This is a genomic window from Cytobacillus sp. FSL K6-0129 (assembly GCF_038007625.1).
Classification (GTDB): Bacteria; Bacillota; Bacilli; order Bacillales; family Cytobacillaceae; genus Cytobacillus; species Cytobacillus kochii.
The window spans coordinates 3784599-3802198 of sequence record NZ_JBBOXM010000001.1; the positions used below are offsets into that span (position 1 = coordinate 3784599).

The following is a 17600-nucleotide window of genomic DNA, read 5'->3' on the forward strand; positions in this document are numbered from 1 at the left end:
ATATGGCGGAAAAAGAGATACCTATACTCGAAGTGAAGGGATTAAAGACCTATTTTACTACGAAAAAAGGAACTAGCAAACCGGTTGATGGCATTGATTTCGTTCTGAATAAAGGAGAAACACTTGGAATAGTAGGAGAGTCTGGGTGTGGAAAAAGCATGACTTCTCTTTCGATTCTTCGTCTCATTCCCTCCCCATCAGGAAAAATTACTGGAGGATCTATCTTATTTAAAGGAAAAGATTTAGTTAAGTTACCAGAAAGTGAAATGAGGAAGGTAAGAGGCAATGATATTTCAATGATATTCCAAGAGCCGATGACATCCTTAAATCCGGTTATACCTGTTGGCGAGCAAATTGCTGAGGCTATTCGATTACATCAAAATTTAGGGAAAAAAGCAGCTTGGGAAAAATCGGTCGAGATGCTTCGTTTAGTAGGCATTCCCTCACCGGAAAAAAGAGCCAAGCAAGAACCTTTTCAACTAAGTGGTGGGATGCGCCAACGTGTAATGATTGCGATGGCTCTTGCCTGTTCCCCTGAAATACTGATAGCTGATGAGCCAACAACTGCCTTAGATGTAACCATACAGGCACAAATTCTTGAAATAATAAAAAACTTACAAAAACAGCTTGGGATGGGTGTGATTATGATTACTCACGATCTTGGTGTCGTGGCAGAAACCTGTGATCAAGTGGTCGTCATGTATGCGGGGAATATTGTAGAACATACCTCTTCTAAGGAGTTATTTGCCAATCCTAAACATCCGTATACACAAGGATTATTAGCATCTTTGCCAAATATAACTGAGGATGTAGAGGAGTTAAGAACAATTGAAGGTACAATTCCTAGCCCATATAATCTGCCAAAGGGCTGTCGTTTTTCATCAAGATGTCCTCATAGTAAAGATATTTGTTCTGAAAGAAACCCTGAATTATTCGAAGTCAGCGATGAAACAAAAGTGAGATGTTGGATATACTCAGATAATTGGAATAATCAGAGTAAGAGGGAGGAGGGGTGTCTAAATGAAAAGCATAGCTGAGCGAAAAGTACTCCTTCAGGTAAATAATTTAAAACAACATTTTACAGTGAAAAATGATGCTTTGTTTAAGACGAAAACGGTGGTAAAAGCAGTTGATGGCATTTCATTTGAACTGTATGAGGGAGAAACATTAAGTATTGTAGGTGAATCGGGTTGTGGAAAGTCAACGACTGGCCGAGCTATTCTACGACTAGATGAACCATCAGCTGGAGAGATTTATTTTGGAGGAGAAAATCTCCTTACTGTTAAGAAGAAGGACATGAGAAAGTTACGTGGGGATTTACAAGTTATCTTTCAAGATCCCTTCGCATCACTTAACCCTAGACAAAAAGTAAAACAAATCTTAAATGAAGCGATGGCTACACAGAAGTCAGTTGAAAAAGAGAAAAGGCCGGAAAGAATGAAAGAACTATTAGAATACGTTGGTCTACCGTTAGAATCATTGGAACGATACCCACACGAATTTAGCGGTGGCCAAAGGCAGCGTATTGGCATTGCTAGAGCGCTCGCAGTTCATCCTAAATTAATTATCTGTGATGAAGCAGTTTCCGCATTGGATGTCTCTATACAAGCGCAGATATTAAATTTATTAAAACAATTACAAAGACAGTTTAATTTAACTTTTCTATTCATCTCACATGATTTAAGCGTTGTTAGACATGTATCTGACCGGGTAATGGTTATGTACCTTGGAAAAATCGTTGAAATCGCAGATAAAAAAAGTCTGTTTGATAAACCGATGCATCCATATACACGTGCATTATTATCATCAATCCCTGTACCCGATCCTACTATAAAGCATGAACGCATCATTTTAAAAGGGGATGTACCTTCTCCTATTAATCCGCCAAAAGGATGTCGTTTTCATACAAGATGCCCATTTGCTACGGATCTTTGTCAAGAAACTGAGCCAGAGTTAAGGGAGTTGGAGAAAGGCCATTTTGTGAGCTGTCATATGGTGGAAAAAATATAGTGGGATAATAATTTCTCTATACAAAATATTTACAAGAATATAAAATATCAATAAAGGGAGTCTACCCTTTGATCTAAACGGTAAACAAACGCATCATTAATTGAAAGAGTAGGTTATCGCATTTTCGGAGGCTAACCTCATGTTTTTAGCGGTTCAAGGATCGAGCTTCTCAAAAAGGGAACTGAAGTATACTGCTCAATTCCAACTGAAATTTCGATATTTCTATGTCTACGCGCTGAAGGGAGTGCATGACTCCCCCTTCTCTTACATAAAGGAGTGGGAAAGTGATATCCCTAGAAAGTTTCTCTATTTATATTATTCTCTGTGTATTAGCACCATTAATTGGCGCTTTCACCTTACTTTTTTTGTTTATCTTTGAGAAAAGAATCGATTTAATAGAGAAAGAGAAGAAAGAAATCGCGATTGAAAGAGAATTACAAATGGCCTTATATAACCAGCTTAACCAAGAAATTCAACCCCATTTCTTATTTAATACGCTTAACTCGATATTAAGTTTAGCAAGGTTAGATAGAAAAAAAGAATTAGTCTATTCAATTGAAACGTTTTCTAAACTATTGAAATTTAAATATCAAACCAACACCAACAATATTACGGTTAATGATGAACTTACTTATATTAAATATTATCTCGAAATTCAAAAGACAAGGTTTAGGGATCGCCTTTTTTATGAGATTGAAGCGGATGAAGATGTTCATCAAGCATTAATTATCCCTTTTTTAATTCAAACCCTTGTTGAAAATGCTTTTAAGCACTCTTTTGAAAAACATATAGGTGAAGCCTTCTTAAAGGTTACAGTTAAAAAGTGTTCACAATCCATACAAGTTACTGTCTGGAACAGCGCGAATAATCAAGCAATCGATGATTATAATGAAGTGGGTATAGGCCTTGAAAATATAAAGGCAAGATTGCATCTATTTTATTCGAAAGAGACGACGAGTATAAATTTACTAATCTCAGAAACTGGGACAACCGTTGTAGCTGTTTTCCCTTATATAACAAAGGAATGAATGATTATAGGAGGGTAAACAAGTATGAATATTTTATTAGTCGATGACGAAATGCTAGAACTTGAACAACTCGAATATTTGATAAAAAACCAATTTCCTAAATGGACGATCTACAAAGCAAATGATGCGTCTCAGGCTGTTCAAATCAACAAGCAACACAATATTTCTCTTGCCTTTTTAGATATTCAACTACCGGGTAAATCTGGTCTAGAGTTAGCCAGTGAATTAGCGAAAAATTATACAATGGATATTATTATGGTTACCGCTTTTCAAAGTTTTGAATATGCTCAAAAATCTATTCGCCTTGGTGTAGTTGATTATATAACCAAACCTGTCATAGAGGATGAACTAATAGGTGTTTTAAATAAATATGAGCAATTAGGTCAGTATTCAGAATCAATTATTCAAACGATTCAAATCATACAACAAGAATATAGTGAGAAAATAACACTTAATTACTTGGCTTCAAAGAGTCATATGAATCCAGCTTATTTAAGTAGGAAGTTTCATGAAGAAGTGGGTTTGGGTTTTTCTGAATATTTAAATGATTACCGTCTAAACATAGCCAAGAAGATGTTAATTGAACAACCGACTTTGAGCATCCATACAGTGTCTGAAAAATGCGGTTTTAATAGTCAACATTACTTTAGTCAAATGTTTCGTAAATTAACTGGAATGACGCCAAGAGAATTTCGCCTAGAGGTGCCCTATCGTTGAATAAACAGGACTATCAATTTTATATAAGTGGAGCAATTAAATTAGGGGTTAGTTTTGGAATCGTGAGCCTATTAGCGAGATGGGTAACGGGGAATACCATCCTTTCCTCACCTGAAACTTTATTAAAGTATGGAATGGTAGGAGGAATAGGCTATTCTCTTATGGGGGCATTAAGCCTGATCCTTTTTGGAATGGTAGCAAAGAGGATACGTCAATCTTTCCCCCACCATTTAACCATTGGTGATGTATTACGTGAGAAACTCAATCCTAGCGGCTACTGGTACATGATTTGTATCCTCTTAATCACGAGTTTGGACTCTATATTCGTGCAAGCGATGGGGGCGGCTATTCTCCTTCATATTGTTTTTCCTATTCCTATTTATTTGGGGATGCTATTATTTTTATTTGTTTGTTTTCTCATTGGTGGAATGGGTGGGATGCAGAGAATTCATCAGCTAGCTAGTGTAAATGTGACATTAATATTTGCTGCTGTCATCATAATTCCTGTTTATTTTTACATTCAAAATGGTGTGCACCCAGTATTTGAAGGAATCAAATTATACCATCCTTACCTGTTATATTTTCAAAACACAGATGCTATGTTGTTTATTATGACTGCTATATTAATTGGATTTGGTCAAGTGATCATTGATCGTTCGACTTGGCAAAGAGTCTTCTTATTAAAACCTGCTAAGGTCCAGTTAACCTTTACTTTAGCAGGTTTTATATGGATGACTATTCCATTGGCTTTGTCATCTTTATTGATGATTATTATCTATAGTGGAAGCTACGATAATATTACTTCTTTATTATTCGAACTAATTAATAGAATTCAAACCACCCTGTTTGTTTTTTTGTTTATTCTATTTTGTTTCAGCGCAATTTCAGCAGCAATTAGTTCAGAATTACAAGCCACCACTGTATTAATCGTGCGAAATATATTACAGGTTTTCTTATCGCTCACCAACAGGGATAAATGGAATCTTACTTATCTAACTTCAGGCTTTATTTGTGTACTTTTATTAGTAGTCGTAAGTATTTTTTCTCCTTCTCTTTTAGAACTATTATTTTTCTTTGGGCATATGTACGCTTCATTAATTATTCCTATGCTCTATATTATCTTAAGTAAAGGACCAATACATTCGATTATTCCCTTTTCCTCATTAATCGGAATGATAGGTGGTTATGCTTTTATATCTGTTGTAGGAAATTTCACTGCTATTTGGATTAGCTTTTTCATTTCCGGTACCCTATGTAGTATTGTTTGGATTTATACCATTTTCAACAACCATTTTAATATATAATAGGGGGATTATACTTGAATCCAGGTAAATCTATTATGGTAGATAGAGTGGAAGAGGATTTCGCTCTGCAACCTACTAAACCCACCATAAGAAATTTGAACTTCAGTCATTTTTTCTCTTTATGGATGGGATCTATTCATAATATCCCCTCCTATGTAACGGTAGGGGGTTTTTTTGCATTAGGACTTTCTATAACCGAAGTCATGGTTGTTATTCTCGCCTCAGCGTTTCTACTTACTATTCTGATACAGCTCAATGGACATGCAGGAAATAAATATGGCATTCCCTTTGTGATGTTTCTTAAAACATCATTTGGCGGTGCAGGTGCGTTATTACCAGGTGTATTGAGAGGAATCATTGCAGGAATTATGTGGTTTGGGCTTCAAACTTATGCTGGGAGCCTTGCAATCACCATTTTAATTGGCCAATTCTGGCCTGCTTATATAAATTTGGGGGGGAATGGACATTATTTGGTCTTAGCCTTACTCATCTTATTTCATTTCTTGTATTTTGGTTCATCAACTTATGCTTTTCTTTTGGAGGAATGAAAGCACTTGGAAAATTATCCAATGTGATTACTCCATTGGTTTTCCTTATATTCGGAGGCATGAGTATTTGGATTATTGATCAAGCAGGGGGAGTAGAACCAATCCTTTTGCATGGCGCTACAAATATCTCTGCTACAAATATATTTACTATGATTACTTGCATGTCAGCTTTATTAGCTACTTGGGTGGCGCCTATATTGAGTGTTTCTGATTACACTAGGTATGCTAGAACAACCATTCAACAATCGCTCGGTCAATTTTTGGGGATAATGGTTTCTTATGGCTTATTTGCTGCAGCTAGTATTTCAATTATTAAAGGTACAGAAATGCTTTATGGCAAACCTATTTGGAATATACTTGATGTGATTGGTGAGTTCGATAGTAAGCTAGTGGTTTGTTTATCACTGATTACGGTTTGTTTATCTACGCTTTCTGTTAATATTACCGGAAATATAATTCCTGCTATTAATCAGCTAATTTCTCTTTTTCCAAAGTTAATCAATTCCAAAAGTGCAGCTATTATCATTTCCATAGCAGGGATGGTTATTATGCCTTGGAAGTTGATGGAGAATTCAACTAGTATATTCACATTCTTAAACATGGTAGGTGGATTATTGAGTCCTGTCATTGGAATCATGATTACACAATATTTTCTTATCGATAAAAAGAAAATTGATATAAAGGAGCTCTATCATAATAAAGGAGATCATTATTACTCTAGTGGTGTAAACAAATCAGCAATTTTAGCTATGTGTATGGCAGGGGGATTAAGTCTCTCAGGACATTTTATTTCATCTTTAGAGCCATTATACAATCTATCATTTTTTGTTGGAATCATTTCATCTATACTTTTATACCTTTTGTTTATATTTATGAATACAGTCTTTTTTGGCAAATTTGGAAGTAGGCAGAATAAGGCAAGTAGCTAACTAAATGACTTAGCCAGAAATAATGAACAATTGCGAATGATGATTTATAACATAGTTTAGTTGCTAAACAAATTCGTTCCAGCGCACTACAGATACTCGTTTTCTGAGGGGAGGGAGCTGGTCCTAATCCTGTAGGTGTCGAGTGTTTTCCTGTCGATTCCACTATTCTCAATGATATAAAACAATCCGAATAATTAGAAGGTAGATTCTCCTCCTAATCATTCGGATACATCTTTTGCTGAAATACTATTTAGTTTCTGCCTATATCTCATTAATCATTAACAGGCTCTTCTTTGCATAGTTCACCATAAACTAAGTTTCCTTTATACATAACGCCATTTGGTTTTATACGTCTAGCAATGACTTCGGCACTACAAGATGCATCCATAAATAAGAAATTGGCAGAGTCACCGGTTTTTGGCCATTGCTGATGACCATTTCTATCCAAAGTTGTAATGCCGCCTGTAATATATTTTAATATTTGTGATAGAGATATTTCGTTTGTCCATCTATATCGCTCTATTAATCTTGTTGCTCTTTCCAAGATATCCCCATTCCCCGTTGGCCACCAGGAATCAAAAATATTATCGTTTCCAATCGCTACTTGTATACCATATTCGTCTAAGAAATCTACAGGTGGTATATCTCTCCCGGTCGGTAAGCTAGTGACTATAGATATTTCTGCTGCTTTAAGAAGTTCAGCTGTTTTTTTTACTTCATCCAACGATACTCCGCCTAATCCAAATGCATGACTAATGAAAACTCTACCTTGCCACCCAGCTTCTAATGTGAGATGGGCAAGTCTTTTCATTGTAAATGTCCCGAGATGTCCAGGATCATGTAAATGTAAATCGATGTCAGCATTTCCTTCTACAGCAATATCCATTAATTGTACTAATGAAGCTTCGATATTATTATCAACAGTAGCTGGGTCTACCGAGCCTACAATACCTGCCCCATGCTTAACTGCTTGCCTCATATAACTAATCGTGTCTTTATTTAATAAACCATGTTGTGCAAATGCGACGCTTTCAACGCTCATCTGATCGGAGAAATTTTGTATGGCCCTTTGGACTTCTTCTAAGTTTTTAAGCCCAACCTCAGGATAGATATCTACATGTGTCCTGACATGTGTCGATCCAAATGATAGTAATTGTTTCAGGAGCTTTCCTGCTCTAACATGTGTTTGTGAAGGAAGGGATTTTAAAATATTCTTTTCGATATTACAACGCTCTATTACACTTGATGCGGGAAGACAAGACTGCCATTTATCTCCCATATAGGTTTTATCTAAATGGACATGCTTTTCAACAAAGGATGGCATTAACAATAAGCCTTTTACGTCTTTTAGAGGGTAATCATTTGTTATATCTGCTAAGGCATTCGTAATCTTTTCAATCTTCCCATGACTAATGAATAAGTGAACCGTTTCTGTCTCTGTTCTAACTGCTTGGCCATTCTCCCATTTAAATCCACTCTCTATCTTTACATTTTTAAGCCAATAGGTTTGATAATTCAATGTATATTTTCCTCCCTATTAATCTTTGTTTATTAAAATATCATTGATTTCTAAGTAACCAGCAGCGCTTATAGAAAAATGATCAACATTCTTCGCAACGGCCGCTAAGTTTTCTATCACTCTTACAGGCACATAAGCAGCGTCTTCCATTTCTATTTCTTGTGCTTTTGCATAAAGTTCCAGGCGCTTCTCTTGATCGGTCTCAGCTCTCGCTAATTCAATTAATTCATCGACTTCATTATTGCTATAAAAGAGCGTATTGCCTGTGGCACCGTGTGAGCTTGAATGAAAAAGATTATATTGATTATAATCAGCATCACCTGTTGCATTCCTCCAACTAATGAGAAATAATTGCGAATCTCCTTTATTCACTTGCTCCACAAATGAACCATACTCAAGAACCTGAATGTTAAGTTTGATTCCAATTCCCATTAGTTGCGATTGTAATATTTCTGCAAGATTTATTCTTTCTTTGTTATCCATTGTGAGTAATGTAGCTTCAAAGCCATTTGCATAACCAGCAGCGCTCAGTAATCTCTTCGCTTCGTTTAGATTATATTCATAAGCTTTTAAGTCCTCATGATATCCGAACACTTTTGACCCCATTAATGAATTGGCTCTATGTCCAATTTTATTAAAAGCTCCATCAATGATTGCATCCATCTCAATGGCATGTGATATAGCTTTTCTCACTTGAACATCATTAAAAGGTAGTGCCTGCATATTAAAACCAAGATATTCTGTACCAAAGCCCTCGCTACGGTACACATTCCCTTTCTTTGATGTTTCAACCGTTTCAATCATATGGATAGAAAGAGGTTCTGCAATATGTGCTTCACCCGTTTCAATCATAGAAACTCTTGTTGTTTCTTCAGGCACTACTTTAAATTCGACTCGGTCGATATGTGGGGGATTTCCCCAATAGTTTTGATTCTTATTCAATATAATTGCTTGACCGGGTGTCCATGACTCAAATGTAAATGGCCCAGTCCCATTAGGTTCTTTTATGACCTCTCCTTTATATTTTTCGATCGTTTTTGGATTAATAATTCCTCCTTCATGGCTTGCTAAAATCGATAGTAAAGGAGAGAATGGTTCGGAAAGTATGAATTGTACAGTATAATCATCTAAAACTTTTATCTCTTCGACCATTTCAAAGGCAGAAGCTTTTGGGGCACCTAGGTCAGGGTCTAACACCCTTTCAAATGTCTCTTTAACGGCATCAGCATTAAAGGGTGTCCCATCATGAAAGGTTACTCCATGTTGCAAATGAAACTCCCATGTCGTATCATTTACCTGTTCCCAACTTTCAGCTAATAGAGGAACAATATTTTCATTTTTATCTCTAGCAACTAATCCTTCATAAACCTTTCCATGAGTCACACTGGCTGCATTAATAGTCGACATAAAGTGGTGATCTAAGTTATCCACGTCTGATTGCCTGGCAATAATAAGTGTTCCTTCATTACCGTTCCCGTTTTTAGAATCATTGCTTTCTAAAGTAACATTGTTACTTGTTGAACATCCTGAAATGACTACTAAAATGAATAATAATAAACCGAGCTCTTTTATTTTTCTCCTCAATCCTATCCCCCCTAAAGTATGGTACAAATAAATTGTTTCAATCATCTAATTATATTAATATTCTGATAATATTCTTTGTAAATTCTTTACTTGTTTTTACGCTTTTTTTACTTTCTTATCTTTTTGGAAGAATATAAAGTTGAAGCCATTTCGTAAAGTCAGTATTTTGTTGTTTTAATAAAAGAAAAAGGTGAAAGCCGCATCTGATTAGAACTTAACTATAATGATTTTTATCAATAATTACTGATTTTCTTGGTGAAAAAAAGTTGTCCAACTAACTTTTTTCGTGTGATTTTATCCATATAATTGGTCCTTTATTACTGAAATTTGGTCGGTAATTCAACTTGGTTAGTGATAATAAAAGAATTTTCTTGGCATATGTTTAAAAAAGTGAAAAAAATTGGTATTTTTAAAGTAGTATTAAATGATTGCTAACCCAGTAAAGGAAAGTCTATATATAAAAGGAGTGACTCTATGAAACCGCTAACTATAGCTACCTTGACTAGTTCTTTTGCTTTTATGCCCCTTTTCATTTTTAATGGAGTCTATTCGGCAATGGGTGGGGGACTGCTGATGGGTTATTTCGCTTTTGAAATCACTTATTTTTATAAGATAGAAAATAATCGACATAAGAATATAGGAGAGATGAATCAGAAAAGGTGGAATCTCAGACGTTTATAAAAGAGAAAGACAGCTTCATTATTGCAATTGCAGCAGTTTCTGGTGGAGGGAAAACAGAGATAACGAAGGCATTGTTTAATCGCTGTACCTCTTTTACAATCGGAGTGTTGTCCTATACGTGAGGTCGCGCCATTTTCAATCCACTGGATGATACTACTCGGTCCTGCTAGCTGAAATTCATCGAAATGGAGCGTCACAGTATGCGGCAGCTGATTATATGGAGAAGAGGAGAGGCGCATATCCATATGCTTGAGACAGTCAGGATGGATGCAGATAAAATCATCGATGGCACTTTAAGCAAAGAGGAAACCACGCAACAAAAATAGAAGAAGTGAATAGGAGAATAAAAGATGAGTCAGACAGCAATAGATAAAATATGGCAGCAATATCGACAGCAACACTCAGAAGCACCAGATACTTATGCAGCATGGGCGTTCGGTGATAGTGAAGAAATGGCGGATGCCTTGGTGGAACTAGTTGCAGAAGGGAAGAAAACAGCAACAGCATCCAATTACCTTTTATACGAGATAGAAAATGAAGACTTACCCCAAGTCGGACAGTTGAATATCATTCTTGATGGCAAAGGGTTGCCGAAAGTGATTGTTAAAACGACAAATGTGACGGTCGTGCCTTTTGACGAAGTAACAGAGAATCATGCATTTAATGAAGGGGAGGGTGATTGTTCGCTAGCTTATTGGAGAGAGGTACATGAAGCCTTTTTTAAACGAGAGCTAGCACCTTTAGGGAAAGACTTTCACGAAAAAATTCTCGTCGTATGTGAAGACTTTGAAGTTGGTTATAAAAAGGAGTGACTAAACAATGACGTTTGTCTTTGAACTTGTAAGAATTATTGCTATCTTCTTAGTAGTAGGTTGGTTAGGAAGTGCGGCGTTAGCGGGTGTCTATACAATAGGAGGAGAAACGGTTACGCAACCTTGGATGGGCTTTCTTGGTATTTTACTTCTATTATTTGTGCTCTATCGGAATAAATGGCAATTTTCTGGTTGGTATAAAGGGGATGGAAGAGAGAAGCTATCAAAGCCTCTGTCGAAAACAATCACGATGATAGCCATCTTGCTCATCATTGTCCCATTTATTTATCACCCGTGAGGATGACTAGAGGCGTATACGACAATAAAAAAGCACATCAATCTATTAAAATGTTGATGTGCTTTTTTCGCGGTGTTGATTAGTCTTTTTTAAAGCGGCTGCCTCTATTTAATAATTTCGCTTGTTTTTGCTTGATTCTTTCTTTGGCAGCTTTTGTTGAATCGTGATCGATGATGATTTCAGTTATTTCTTCTTCCTTCATTGTAATAAGGAGCCATGTACCTTCGACTGAGTCAGGAGGTAGGAGATGAGCCGCAATTATTTTTTCCACTTGCTCATCACCGACTAGGAGCACAGCTTTGCCTTCTTCCATTCTATCTATAACAGCTTTATTCACTCGACCCCACTCCTCTTAGAAACAAATTATAGATTGATCTTCAATTTCTTTTGCTTTGGCAGGACCAATACCAGCAATACGTTGCAGGTCATCATAGGAAGTGAAAGGTCTTTTCTCGATGATTTCCTCGGCACGATCTGGGCCAATTTCATGGATTTGTTGCAATGTTTCAGCATTCGCTTCATTAATCATAATATGATCTGCAGGACAGCTTTCAATGACAACTTCCTCGTTCGTTTTGTTGTCTTCTTTTTCTTTTACCCCATTTATGGAGAGGTAGTCATGGCCATCTGATTGAATGATAACCGTCCCATTTTCGATCGTGCCGTACACGTCTATATTCATTTGCTGAAGGCGGTTCAATACTTCTTGATTTGGGTGACCGTAAGAGTTATCTGCACCAGCAGAGTAAATAGCGATTTCAGGATGGATTGCTTCTATAAATGCCTCGCTATTAGAAGTATCTGAACCATGATGAGCGATCTTAAAAATATCTGCTTCTATGTTGCCTGAAGCGAGCATCTCATTTTCGGCTGATGTTTCCGCATCGCCTGTGAAGAGAAACGATTGTTCTTTATAAGTAATCTTCATCCCAATAGAGCTATTATTCAAATCTTCATCAACAGATGATGGATGAAGAATATCAATTTGTGCTGAACCAATTGTAAATGATTCGCCTGCTCTTGGTATATGGTAAGCTGCTTCACTTTCAATAATGGCATCTAATGCGTCTTCATATACTCTCGACGTTGATTCTGCTCCGCTCATCCACACTTCTTTGACAGGAAAAGAGTTAATTACTTCAGGCATTTGCCCAATATGATCAGCATGGGGATGAGAGCCAACGAGTAAGTCAATTTCTTTTACCCCAACTGATTGTAAATAGGGTACGACTTCATTGCCATCATGTCTCCCGCTATCTATTAAAATTGTAAAATCTTCACCTTGTAATAATGTCGCCTCTCCCTGATCTACATCTATAAAGTGGGCTGTTAAGGTTGGTGAAAATGTTGTCTGTTCTTCAGTTGTTGTTTCAGTGGCACATGCAGTTAGTGTAACGGTGAATAGTATAATAACAATTAATAGTAATGATTTACGCCAGTTATGTATGGTCACGATGGTGTCACTCCTCTTTCGCACATTCGCTTCTGTGTTGATTATAATATAAAAGAAAAGGGAAATGTGGGAATCTGAATATTCCTTAAATAATGAAATAGATAGGTATGAAACTTGTCTAAACGGTCGAGATTAATTAGAATAGGATTGGGCTAGAGGAAATGGTTAAATATTGCTATCTGATTGTGGACAATGTATGATGTAAAATGATGGAACGAATGGCTCATTACAGTATAAAGAACAGTAAAAACATATATAAGCACTTATTTTATTTTATAGGATGATGGGTAATGAAAAGAGCGAGAATTATATATAATCCAACTTCTGGTCGTGAAATTTTTAAAAGGCATCTTGCAGAAGTATTAGAGAAATTCGAACGCGCAGGATATGAAACCTCTTGTCACGCGACAACTTGTGAAGGTGATGCGACAAAGGCTGCAAGACTTGCTGTAGAGAGAAAGTATGACCTTGTCGTAGCTGCCGGTGGAGATGGCACGATTAATGAAGTCGTCAATGGACTCGCAGAGCAGGAATTCCGACCGCAACTGGGTATTATTCCGACAGGGACAACGAATGATTTTGCTCGTGCACTGCACATTCCACGTGATGTAGAAGCAGCAGCGGATATTATTGTCAAAGGCGAGAAAATCCCTGTTGATATTGGCCGTATGGATAAAAAGTATTTTATTAATATTGCTGGTGGCGGTCGTATTACAGAGCTCACATATGAAGTACCAAGCAAGCTAAAAACGATGATTGGTCAACTTGCCTACTATTTAAAAGGAATAGAAATGCTACCAAGTATTAAACCGGCGGATGTCACGATTGAATTCGATGGCAAAATTTTTGAAGGAGAAGCGATGTTATTCCTTGTCGCTTTAACAAACTCTGTCGGCGGTTTTGAAAAATTAGCTCCAGATGCCTCCATTAATGATGGAATGTTCACATTGTTGATTTTGAAGAAAACCAATTTAGCTGAGTTTATTCGCATTGCCTCACTTGCCTTACGTGGTGAGCATGTCAATGATCCACATGTCATCTATGCAAAAGCAAACAGAATAAAAGTTTATTCAAAAGATCCGGTTATGTTGAACCTTGACGGTGAATACGGCGGGGACACCCCAGCTGAATTTGTGAACTTGTATCGTCATTTGGATGTATTTGTACCACTCAATCAAATACGTAAACAAGATCGCCCTGATTATCAAGATTAAGAATGAATAAAAGCTACTGTCGTGATTGATGCCTTCAGTAGCTTTTTTTAAAAACAAGGAAGGTGGGGGAACCATGAAAAAATGGCAATGGAAAGAATATAATTTGTCGATTCTTTTACCAGAAAATGAAATACCGCAACTGACGATTATTGTTCAAGATGGCTCTTATTTGTTTGAGTACTTCGAGCAACACCCGCTGAAGCATATTGCCTTTGTAGGTGTTGACCCGATAGATCGTAATAGGGAATACACTCCTTGGTATGCAAAAGTAGATGACTATGCCTATGAAGGTGAGGCAGATACATATTTAACGATGGTTAAAGATGAGCTGTTGCCTTTTTTACATAAAGAATTTCATCTATCAATAGAACCGAAGCATGTAGGCATCGCAGGAGCATCGTTCGGGGCGCTCGTCTCCCTTTACTCTTTATTAACAAGACGTGAGGATTTCGACTATTATTTCTTACTATCGGCTTCTCTATGGTACCCTGACTTTCTATCATTCTTGCAAAAACAACCAGCCATTACGGATGAGAAACATATCTTCTGGTACGTAGGTGAAAAAGAAGGAGACGAATATCCAAATATCCTTAGAGAAATGGTACCTAATACAATAGAAGCAACGAAAGCACTTGAGGAGAAGCTCGTTCATCCACATGCGACCTTCCAGTTTATCACTGACGCGGAAGGGATTCATCGCCACCCTTATTTTGAGAAGTATTTTCGCGGGTTTATTCTTGAGGTGGAGGATCGGTTTGAAGCAAACATCACTAGTCATGCGTAATGCATGGCTTTTTTATTTAAAATTGAGGAAGAAACCTCCTTTCGTATTGCGCTTGTTTTTATGTTACAATCTGACTAGCGATTTGCACGGATTTTAAGAGAAGAGGAAGAATGAAATGAAGCAAACATTACCTGTTAAGAAAAACGATTATATAGATGTTACTTTTGAAGATTTAACCCATGAAGGAGCGGGCGTGGCAAAGGTCGACGGTTATCCACTATTTGTCCCCAATGCCCTTCCAGGTGAAAAAGCACAAATTAAGGTGCTTAAAACAAGCAAAGGCTATGGCTTCGGCAAACTAATCGAAACATACGAAGAAAGCCCTTTTCGTGTAACTGCACCATGCCCCATTTATAAGGAATGTGGCGGCTGCCAGCTCCAGCATTTAAGCTACGAGGGCCAGCTACTAGCCAAGCAAAAACAAGTCCGTGATGTGCTCACAAGGATAGGCAAGCTTGAAAACGTGACTGTTCATCCCACCCTTGGCATGAGCGATCCGTGGCGTTACCGCAATAAATCCCAAGTACCAATAGGTGAACATGAAGGCGGGTTAATCGGTGGATTCTATCAACAACGCTCCCACCAAATCATTGATATGAAATCTTGCCTTATTCAGCAAGAAAAAAATGATGAGGTTATTCAAAAAGTGAAAGACATCTGCAATAAAAATGGCGTTCGTGCATACGATGAGCAGCGCCATAAAGGCGATCTTCGGCATATCATGGCCCGCTACGGTTTAGTTACGGGGGATGTCATGATTGTCCTTGTCACAAAAGCGAAGGATCTACCGAATAGAAAGAAAATCATCGCGGACATCACAGAGAATATTGCAGGCGTCAAATCTATCGTTCAAAACGTTAACCCTAAGAAAACAAATGTCATCATGGGTGACGAAACCCGTGTACTCTGGGGACAAGAAGTCATCTATGACTATATTGGTGATGTGCGCTTTGCCATCTCAGCAAGATCCTTCTATCAAGTTAACCCAGAACAAACAAAAGTCCTTTACGACAAAGCTCTAGAATACGCAGCACTCACAGGAAAAGAAGAAGTCATCGACGCCTACTGTGGCATCGGTACCATCTCACTCTTCCTTGCCCGAAAAGCCAAATCCGTCTTCGGCGTCGAAATCGTTCCCGAAGCCATTGAAGACGCCAAACGCAACGCCGAACTCAACAACATAACCAACGCAAACTTCGCCGTCGGAAAAGCAGAAGAAGTCATCCCAGCCTGGTACGAAAAAGGACACAAAGCAGACGTCCTCGTCGTCGACCCGCCAAGAAAAGGCTGTGACGAAGCACTCTTGCAAACCATCATTGACATGAAGCCGAAGAAGGTTGTTTATGTGTCATGTAATCCTGGCACATTGGCGCGTGATTTAAGGGTGCTTGAGGATGGTGGGTATCGGACTGTTGAGGTGCAGCCGGTGGATATGTTTCCGCAGACTACACATGTTGAGGTAGTATCGCAGATGATTTTAAAAGTGTAACCCAATAATAAACTCCTGTGCCACATAATAAACCCCTATCATAATATAACCTTATTCTGGGAAAGATGGTATAATGGAGGCTACAAGAATAGAATATCCAAGCGGTTCACCGAGAAGGCCACCTTACTGGACAAGGGTGGTCTTTCAGAATATCTGCTAAGAAATAAGAATGACTTTGAACGAGTGAATCAATTAAAGAATTTGAATTGAAAAGAATTTTTGCATTTGCTACCTGGTCTGATGGAATGGGTTCAGGACATGCTTATGTTTATAGCTGATGGAGACGTAAGACTACAAAATAATGAAAGAGCAGGGAAGAACTATCACCCTGCTCATTAAACGATTAAAATTCCCCTTCGCTAAAGTAATCATATAATTGACTGTTTAAGCGTTTCAATTGAATGTTTTGCGAATGAGGAAATCCATCTTTTTTTGTCTTTTGGGAACACATCCAGCACGAACAATGAACTTTCCCTTTTGCGAAATATCCAGTAAAACGAGATTGCCATCCAGTTTGTTCTGCAATCTTTGTTTTACGATGAATCACTCTTTTTCGATGATGTCGATAATAAGCACGACTTCGATTTTTGATATGTGGCTTCACTTGTCATCAACTCCTTGGGATAAGGCTCAGCCTGTAAAAGTCCCCAAAGAATAATTAGACCATTACAGGCTGAGTATGATGACAATACGTGTGGTAAGAAAATTCAAGTTCTTCACCTCTTGTAAATGGTTTTCTATAATTATACAACAAATAGATTATTTGAATATCTTATCAATCTGTTCCCGGTCGTAGTCTAAAATCCAATTATTTAGTTCTTCATAAAGTAAATCTAAATCTTCTTGGTTTGAGGCGATAACGTCCCAGCCTCGGTCATCATATAGGTGGTAAATCATTTTCTTTGTAACATTTACAAAATAAATATCAATACCAGGGCAGTATAACCCTTTTAGAATTTGGGGTGATGTGGAAAATCCTCAAAACTAATAGCAGTTAAGAGCGGTTTATAACGAATATCGCTCTTTTTACAAGGTAGAACAAATCGATGTGTGACCATGTCCTCATAATCATCTTCATCTTGATCTTCACCCTCTAAGAAAACACTTGGTAACATCTTATGTTTCAGTTTTTGCCTTAACTTCTTGTCATTTATATATTTTTGGTAGACTTCTGTGGGTCTTTTTTGCAAGAAAGTATCATTTCTCTCACAATGAATGTCAGTGACAGTA

Annotated in this window: 19 protein-coding genes and 1 pseudogene; 13 read left to right on the top strand and 7 right to left on the bottom strand. The window is 37.5% G+C overall.

Annotated elements, in window-relative coordinates; genetic code table 11:
• Positions 1 to 2 precede the first annotated feature (2 nt).
• From MHI57_RS19220 to MHI57_RS19245, 6 genes and pseudogenes are all read left to right on the top strand, one after another.
• On the top strand, positions 3 to 1037 hold the full coding sequence (locus tag MHI57_RS19220) for an ABC transporter ATP-binding protein (RefSeq protein WP_340977826.1): 1035 nt from the start codon (positions 3 to 5) through the stop codon (positions 1035 to 1037).
• Positions 1021 to 2010, top strand: a complete 990-nt coding sequence (locus MHI57_RS19225; RefSeq protein WP_340977828.1) for an ABC transporter ATP-binding protein — start codon at positions 1021 to 1023, stop codon at positions 2008 to 2010. Before MHI57_RS19220 ends, MHI57_RS19225 begins: the two co-directional genes overlap by 17 nt.
• A 284-nt stretch (positions 2011 to 2294) precedes the next feature.
• On the top strand, positions 2295 to 3038 hold the full coding sequence (locus MHI57_RS19230) for a sensor histidine kinase (protein WP_095370596.1): 744 nt from the start codon (positions 2295 to 2297) through the stop codon (positions 3036 to 3038).
• Between the two features lie 24 nt (positions 3039 to 3062).
• Entirely contained in the window at positions 3063 to 3755 is a 693-nt protein-coding gene (locus tag MHI57_RS19235; protein WP_340977829.1) for a response regulator transcription factor, read from the top strand.
• On the top strand, positions 3752 to 5059 hold the full coding sequence (locus tag MHI57_RS19240) for a hypothetical protein (RefSeq protein ID WP_340977831.1): 1308 nt from the start codon (positions 3752 to 3754) through the stop codon (positions 5057 to 5059). The genes MHI57_RS19235 and MHI57_RS19240 overlap by 4 nt, the downstream gene beginning before the upstream one ends.
• A 125-nt stretch (positions 5060 to 5184) precedes the next feature.
• Positions 5185 to 6536: pseudogene (locus tag MHI57_RS19245) on the top strand (cytosine permease).
• 271 nt (positions 6537 to 6807) lie between these two features.
• Here the strand turns inward: MHI57_RS19245 and MHI57_RS19250 are convergent.
• Together MHI57_RS19250 and MHI57_RS19255 are read right to left on the bottom strand one after the other, a co-directional pair.
• Positions 6808 to 8055, bottom strand: coding sequence for an amidohydrolase (locus MHI57_RS19250; protein ID WP_340977833.1), 1248 nt, complete (start codon positions 8053 to 8055; stop codon positions 6808 to 6810).
• An 18-nt stretch (positions 8056 to 8073) separates the two neighbouring features.
• Positions 8074 to 9684 carry a glutathione ABC transporter substrate-binding protein gene (locus MHI57_RS19255; RefSeq protein WP_445293132.1) on the bottom strand — a complete coding sequence of 537 codons (1611 nt, stop codon included), beginning with the start codon at positions 9682 to 9684 and terminating at the stop codon, positions 8074 to 8076.
• A 614-nt stretch (positions 9685 to 10298) separates the two neighbouring features.
• Here MHI57_RS19255 and MHI57_RS19260 point away from each other — a divergent pair.
• From MHI57_RS19260 to MHI57_RS19275, 4 genes are all read left to right on the top strand, one after another.
• Complete coding sequence (locus MHI57_RS19260; protein ID WP_157733799.1) at positions 10299 to 10442, top strand: hypothetical protein; 144 nt, start codon at positions 10299 to 10301, stop codon at positions 10440 to 10442.
• 78 nt (positions 10443 to 10520) lie between these two features.
• Positions 10521 to 10646 carry a hypothetical protein gene (locus tag MHI57_RS19265; protein ID WP_267892258.1) on the top strand — a complete coding sequence of 42 codons (126 nt, stop codon included), beginning with the start codon at positions 10521 to 10523 and terminating at the stop codon, positions 10644 to 10646.
• A 24-nt stretch (positions 10647 to 10670) separates the two neighbouring features.
• The gene (locus MHI57_RS19270; RefSeq protein WP_340977839.1) at positions 10671 to 11132 is read left to right on the top strand and encodes an ASCH domain-containing protein; all 462 of its coding nucleotides are present in this window, start codon (positions 10671 to 10673) and stop codon (positions 11130 to 11132) included.
• Between the two features lie 7 nt (positions 11133 to 11139).
• Positions 11140 to 11430, top strand: a complete 291-nt coding sequence (locus MHI57_RS19275; RefSeq protein ID WP_307315112.1) for a hypothetical protein — start codon at positions 11140 to 11142, stop codon at positions 11428 to 11430.
• A gap of 79 nt (positions 11431 to 11509) precedes the next feature.
• Here the strand turns inward: MHI57_RS19275 and MHI57_RS19280 are convergent, their stop codons facing one another.
• Both MHI57_RS19280 and MHI57_RS19285 read right to left on the bottom strand, forming a co-directional pair.
• Positions 11510 to 11767: a DUF3006 domain-containing protein gene (locus MHI57_RS19280; RefSeq protein WP_307315110.1), complete on the bottom strand. Its 258-nt coding sequence runs from the start codon at positions 11765 to 11767 to the stop codon at positions 11510 to 11512.
• A gap of 15 nt (positions 11768 to 11782) precedes the next feature.
• Entirely contained in the window at positions 11783 to 12883 is a 1101-nt protein-coding gene (locus MHI57_RS19285) for an MBL fold metallo-hydrolase (protein WP_340977844.1), read from the bottom strand.
• A gap of 290 nt (positions 12884 to 13173) precedes the next feature.
• Between MHI57_RS19285 and MHI57_RS19290 the strand changes: the two genes are divergently transcribed.
• The 3 genes from MHI57_RS19290 (at position 13174) to rlmD (ending at position 16370) form a co-directional block, all read left to right on the top strand.
• Positions 13174 to 14097, top strand: a complete 924-nt coding sequence (locus MHI57_RS19290; protein ID WP_095370585.1) for a diacylglycerol kinase — start codon at positions 13174 to 13176, stop codon at positions 14095 to 14097.
• Between the two features lie 73 nt (positions 14098 to 14170).
• On the top strand, positions 14171 to 14881 hold the full coding sequence (locus tag MHI57_RS19295) for an alpha/beta hydrolase (RefSeq protein WP_307315105.1): 711 nt from the start codon (positions 14171 to 14173) through the stop codon (positions 14879 to 14881).
• Positions 14882 to 14996: 115 nt separating this feature from the next.
• Positions 14997 to 16370: a 23S rRNA (uracil(1939)-C(5))-methyltransferase RlmD gene (rlmD, locus tag MHI57_RS19300; protein WP_340977849.1), complete on the top strand. Its 1374-nt coding sequence runs from the start codon at positions 14997 to 14999 to the stop codon at positions 16368 to 16370.
• 343 nt (positions 16371 to 16713) lie between these two features.
• Here the strand turns inward: rlmD and MHI57_RS19305 are convergent, their stop codons facing one another.
• The 3 genes from MHI57_RS19305 to MHI57_RS19315 form a co-directional block, all read right to left on the bottom strand.
• Positions 16714 to 16974 carry a hypothetical protein gene (locus MHI57_RS19305; RefSeq protein ID WP_281203141.1) on the bottom strand — a complete coding sequence of 87 codons (261 nt, stop codon included), beginning with the start codon at positions 16972 to 16974 and terminating at the stop codon, positions 16714 to 16716.
• 155 nt (positions 16975 to 17129) lie between these two features.
• Positions 17130 to 17267: a DUF3885 domain-containing protein gene (locus MHI57_RS19310; protein WP_307315100.1), complete on the bottom strand. Its 138-nt coding sequence runs from the start codon at positions 17265 to 17267 to the stop codon at positions 17130 to 17132.
• A 53-nt stretch (positions 17268 to 17320) separates the two neighbouring features.
• Entirely contained in the window at positions 17321 to 17560 is a 240-nt protein-coding gene (locus tag MHI57_RS19315; protein WP_340977853.1) for a DUF3885 domain-containing protein, read from the bottom strand.
• Positions 17561 to 17600: the final 40 nt, after the last annotated feature.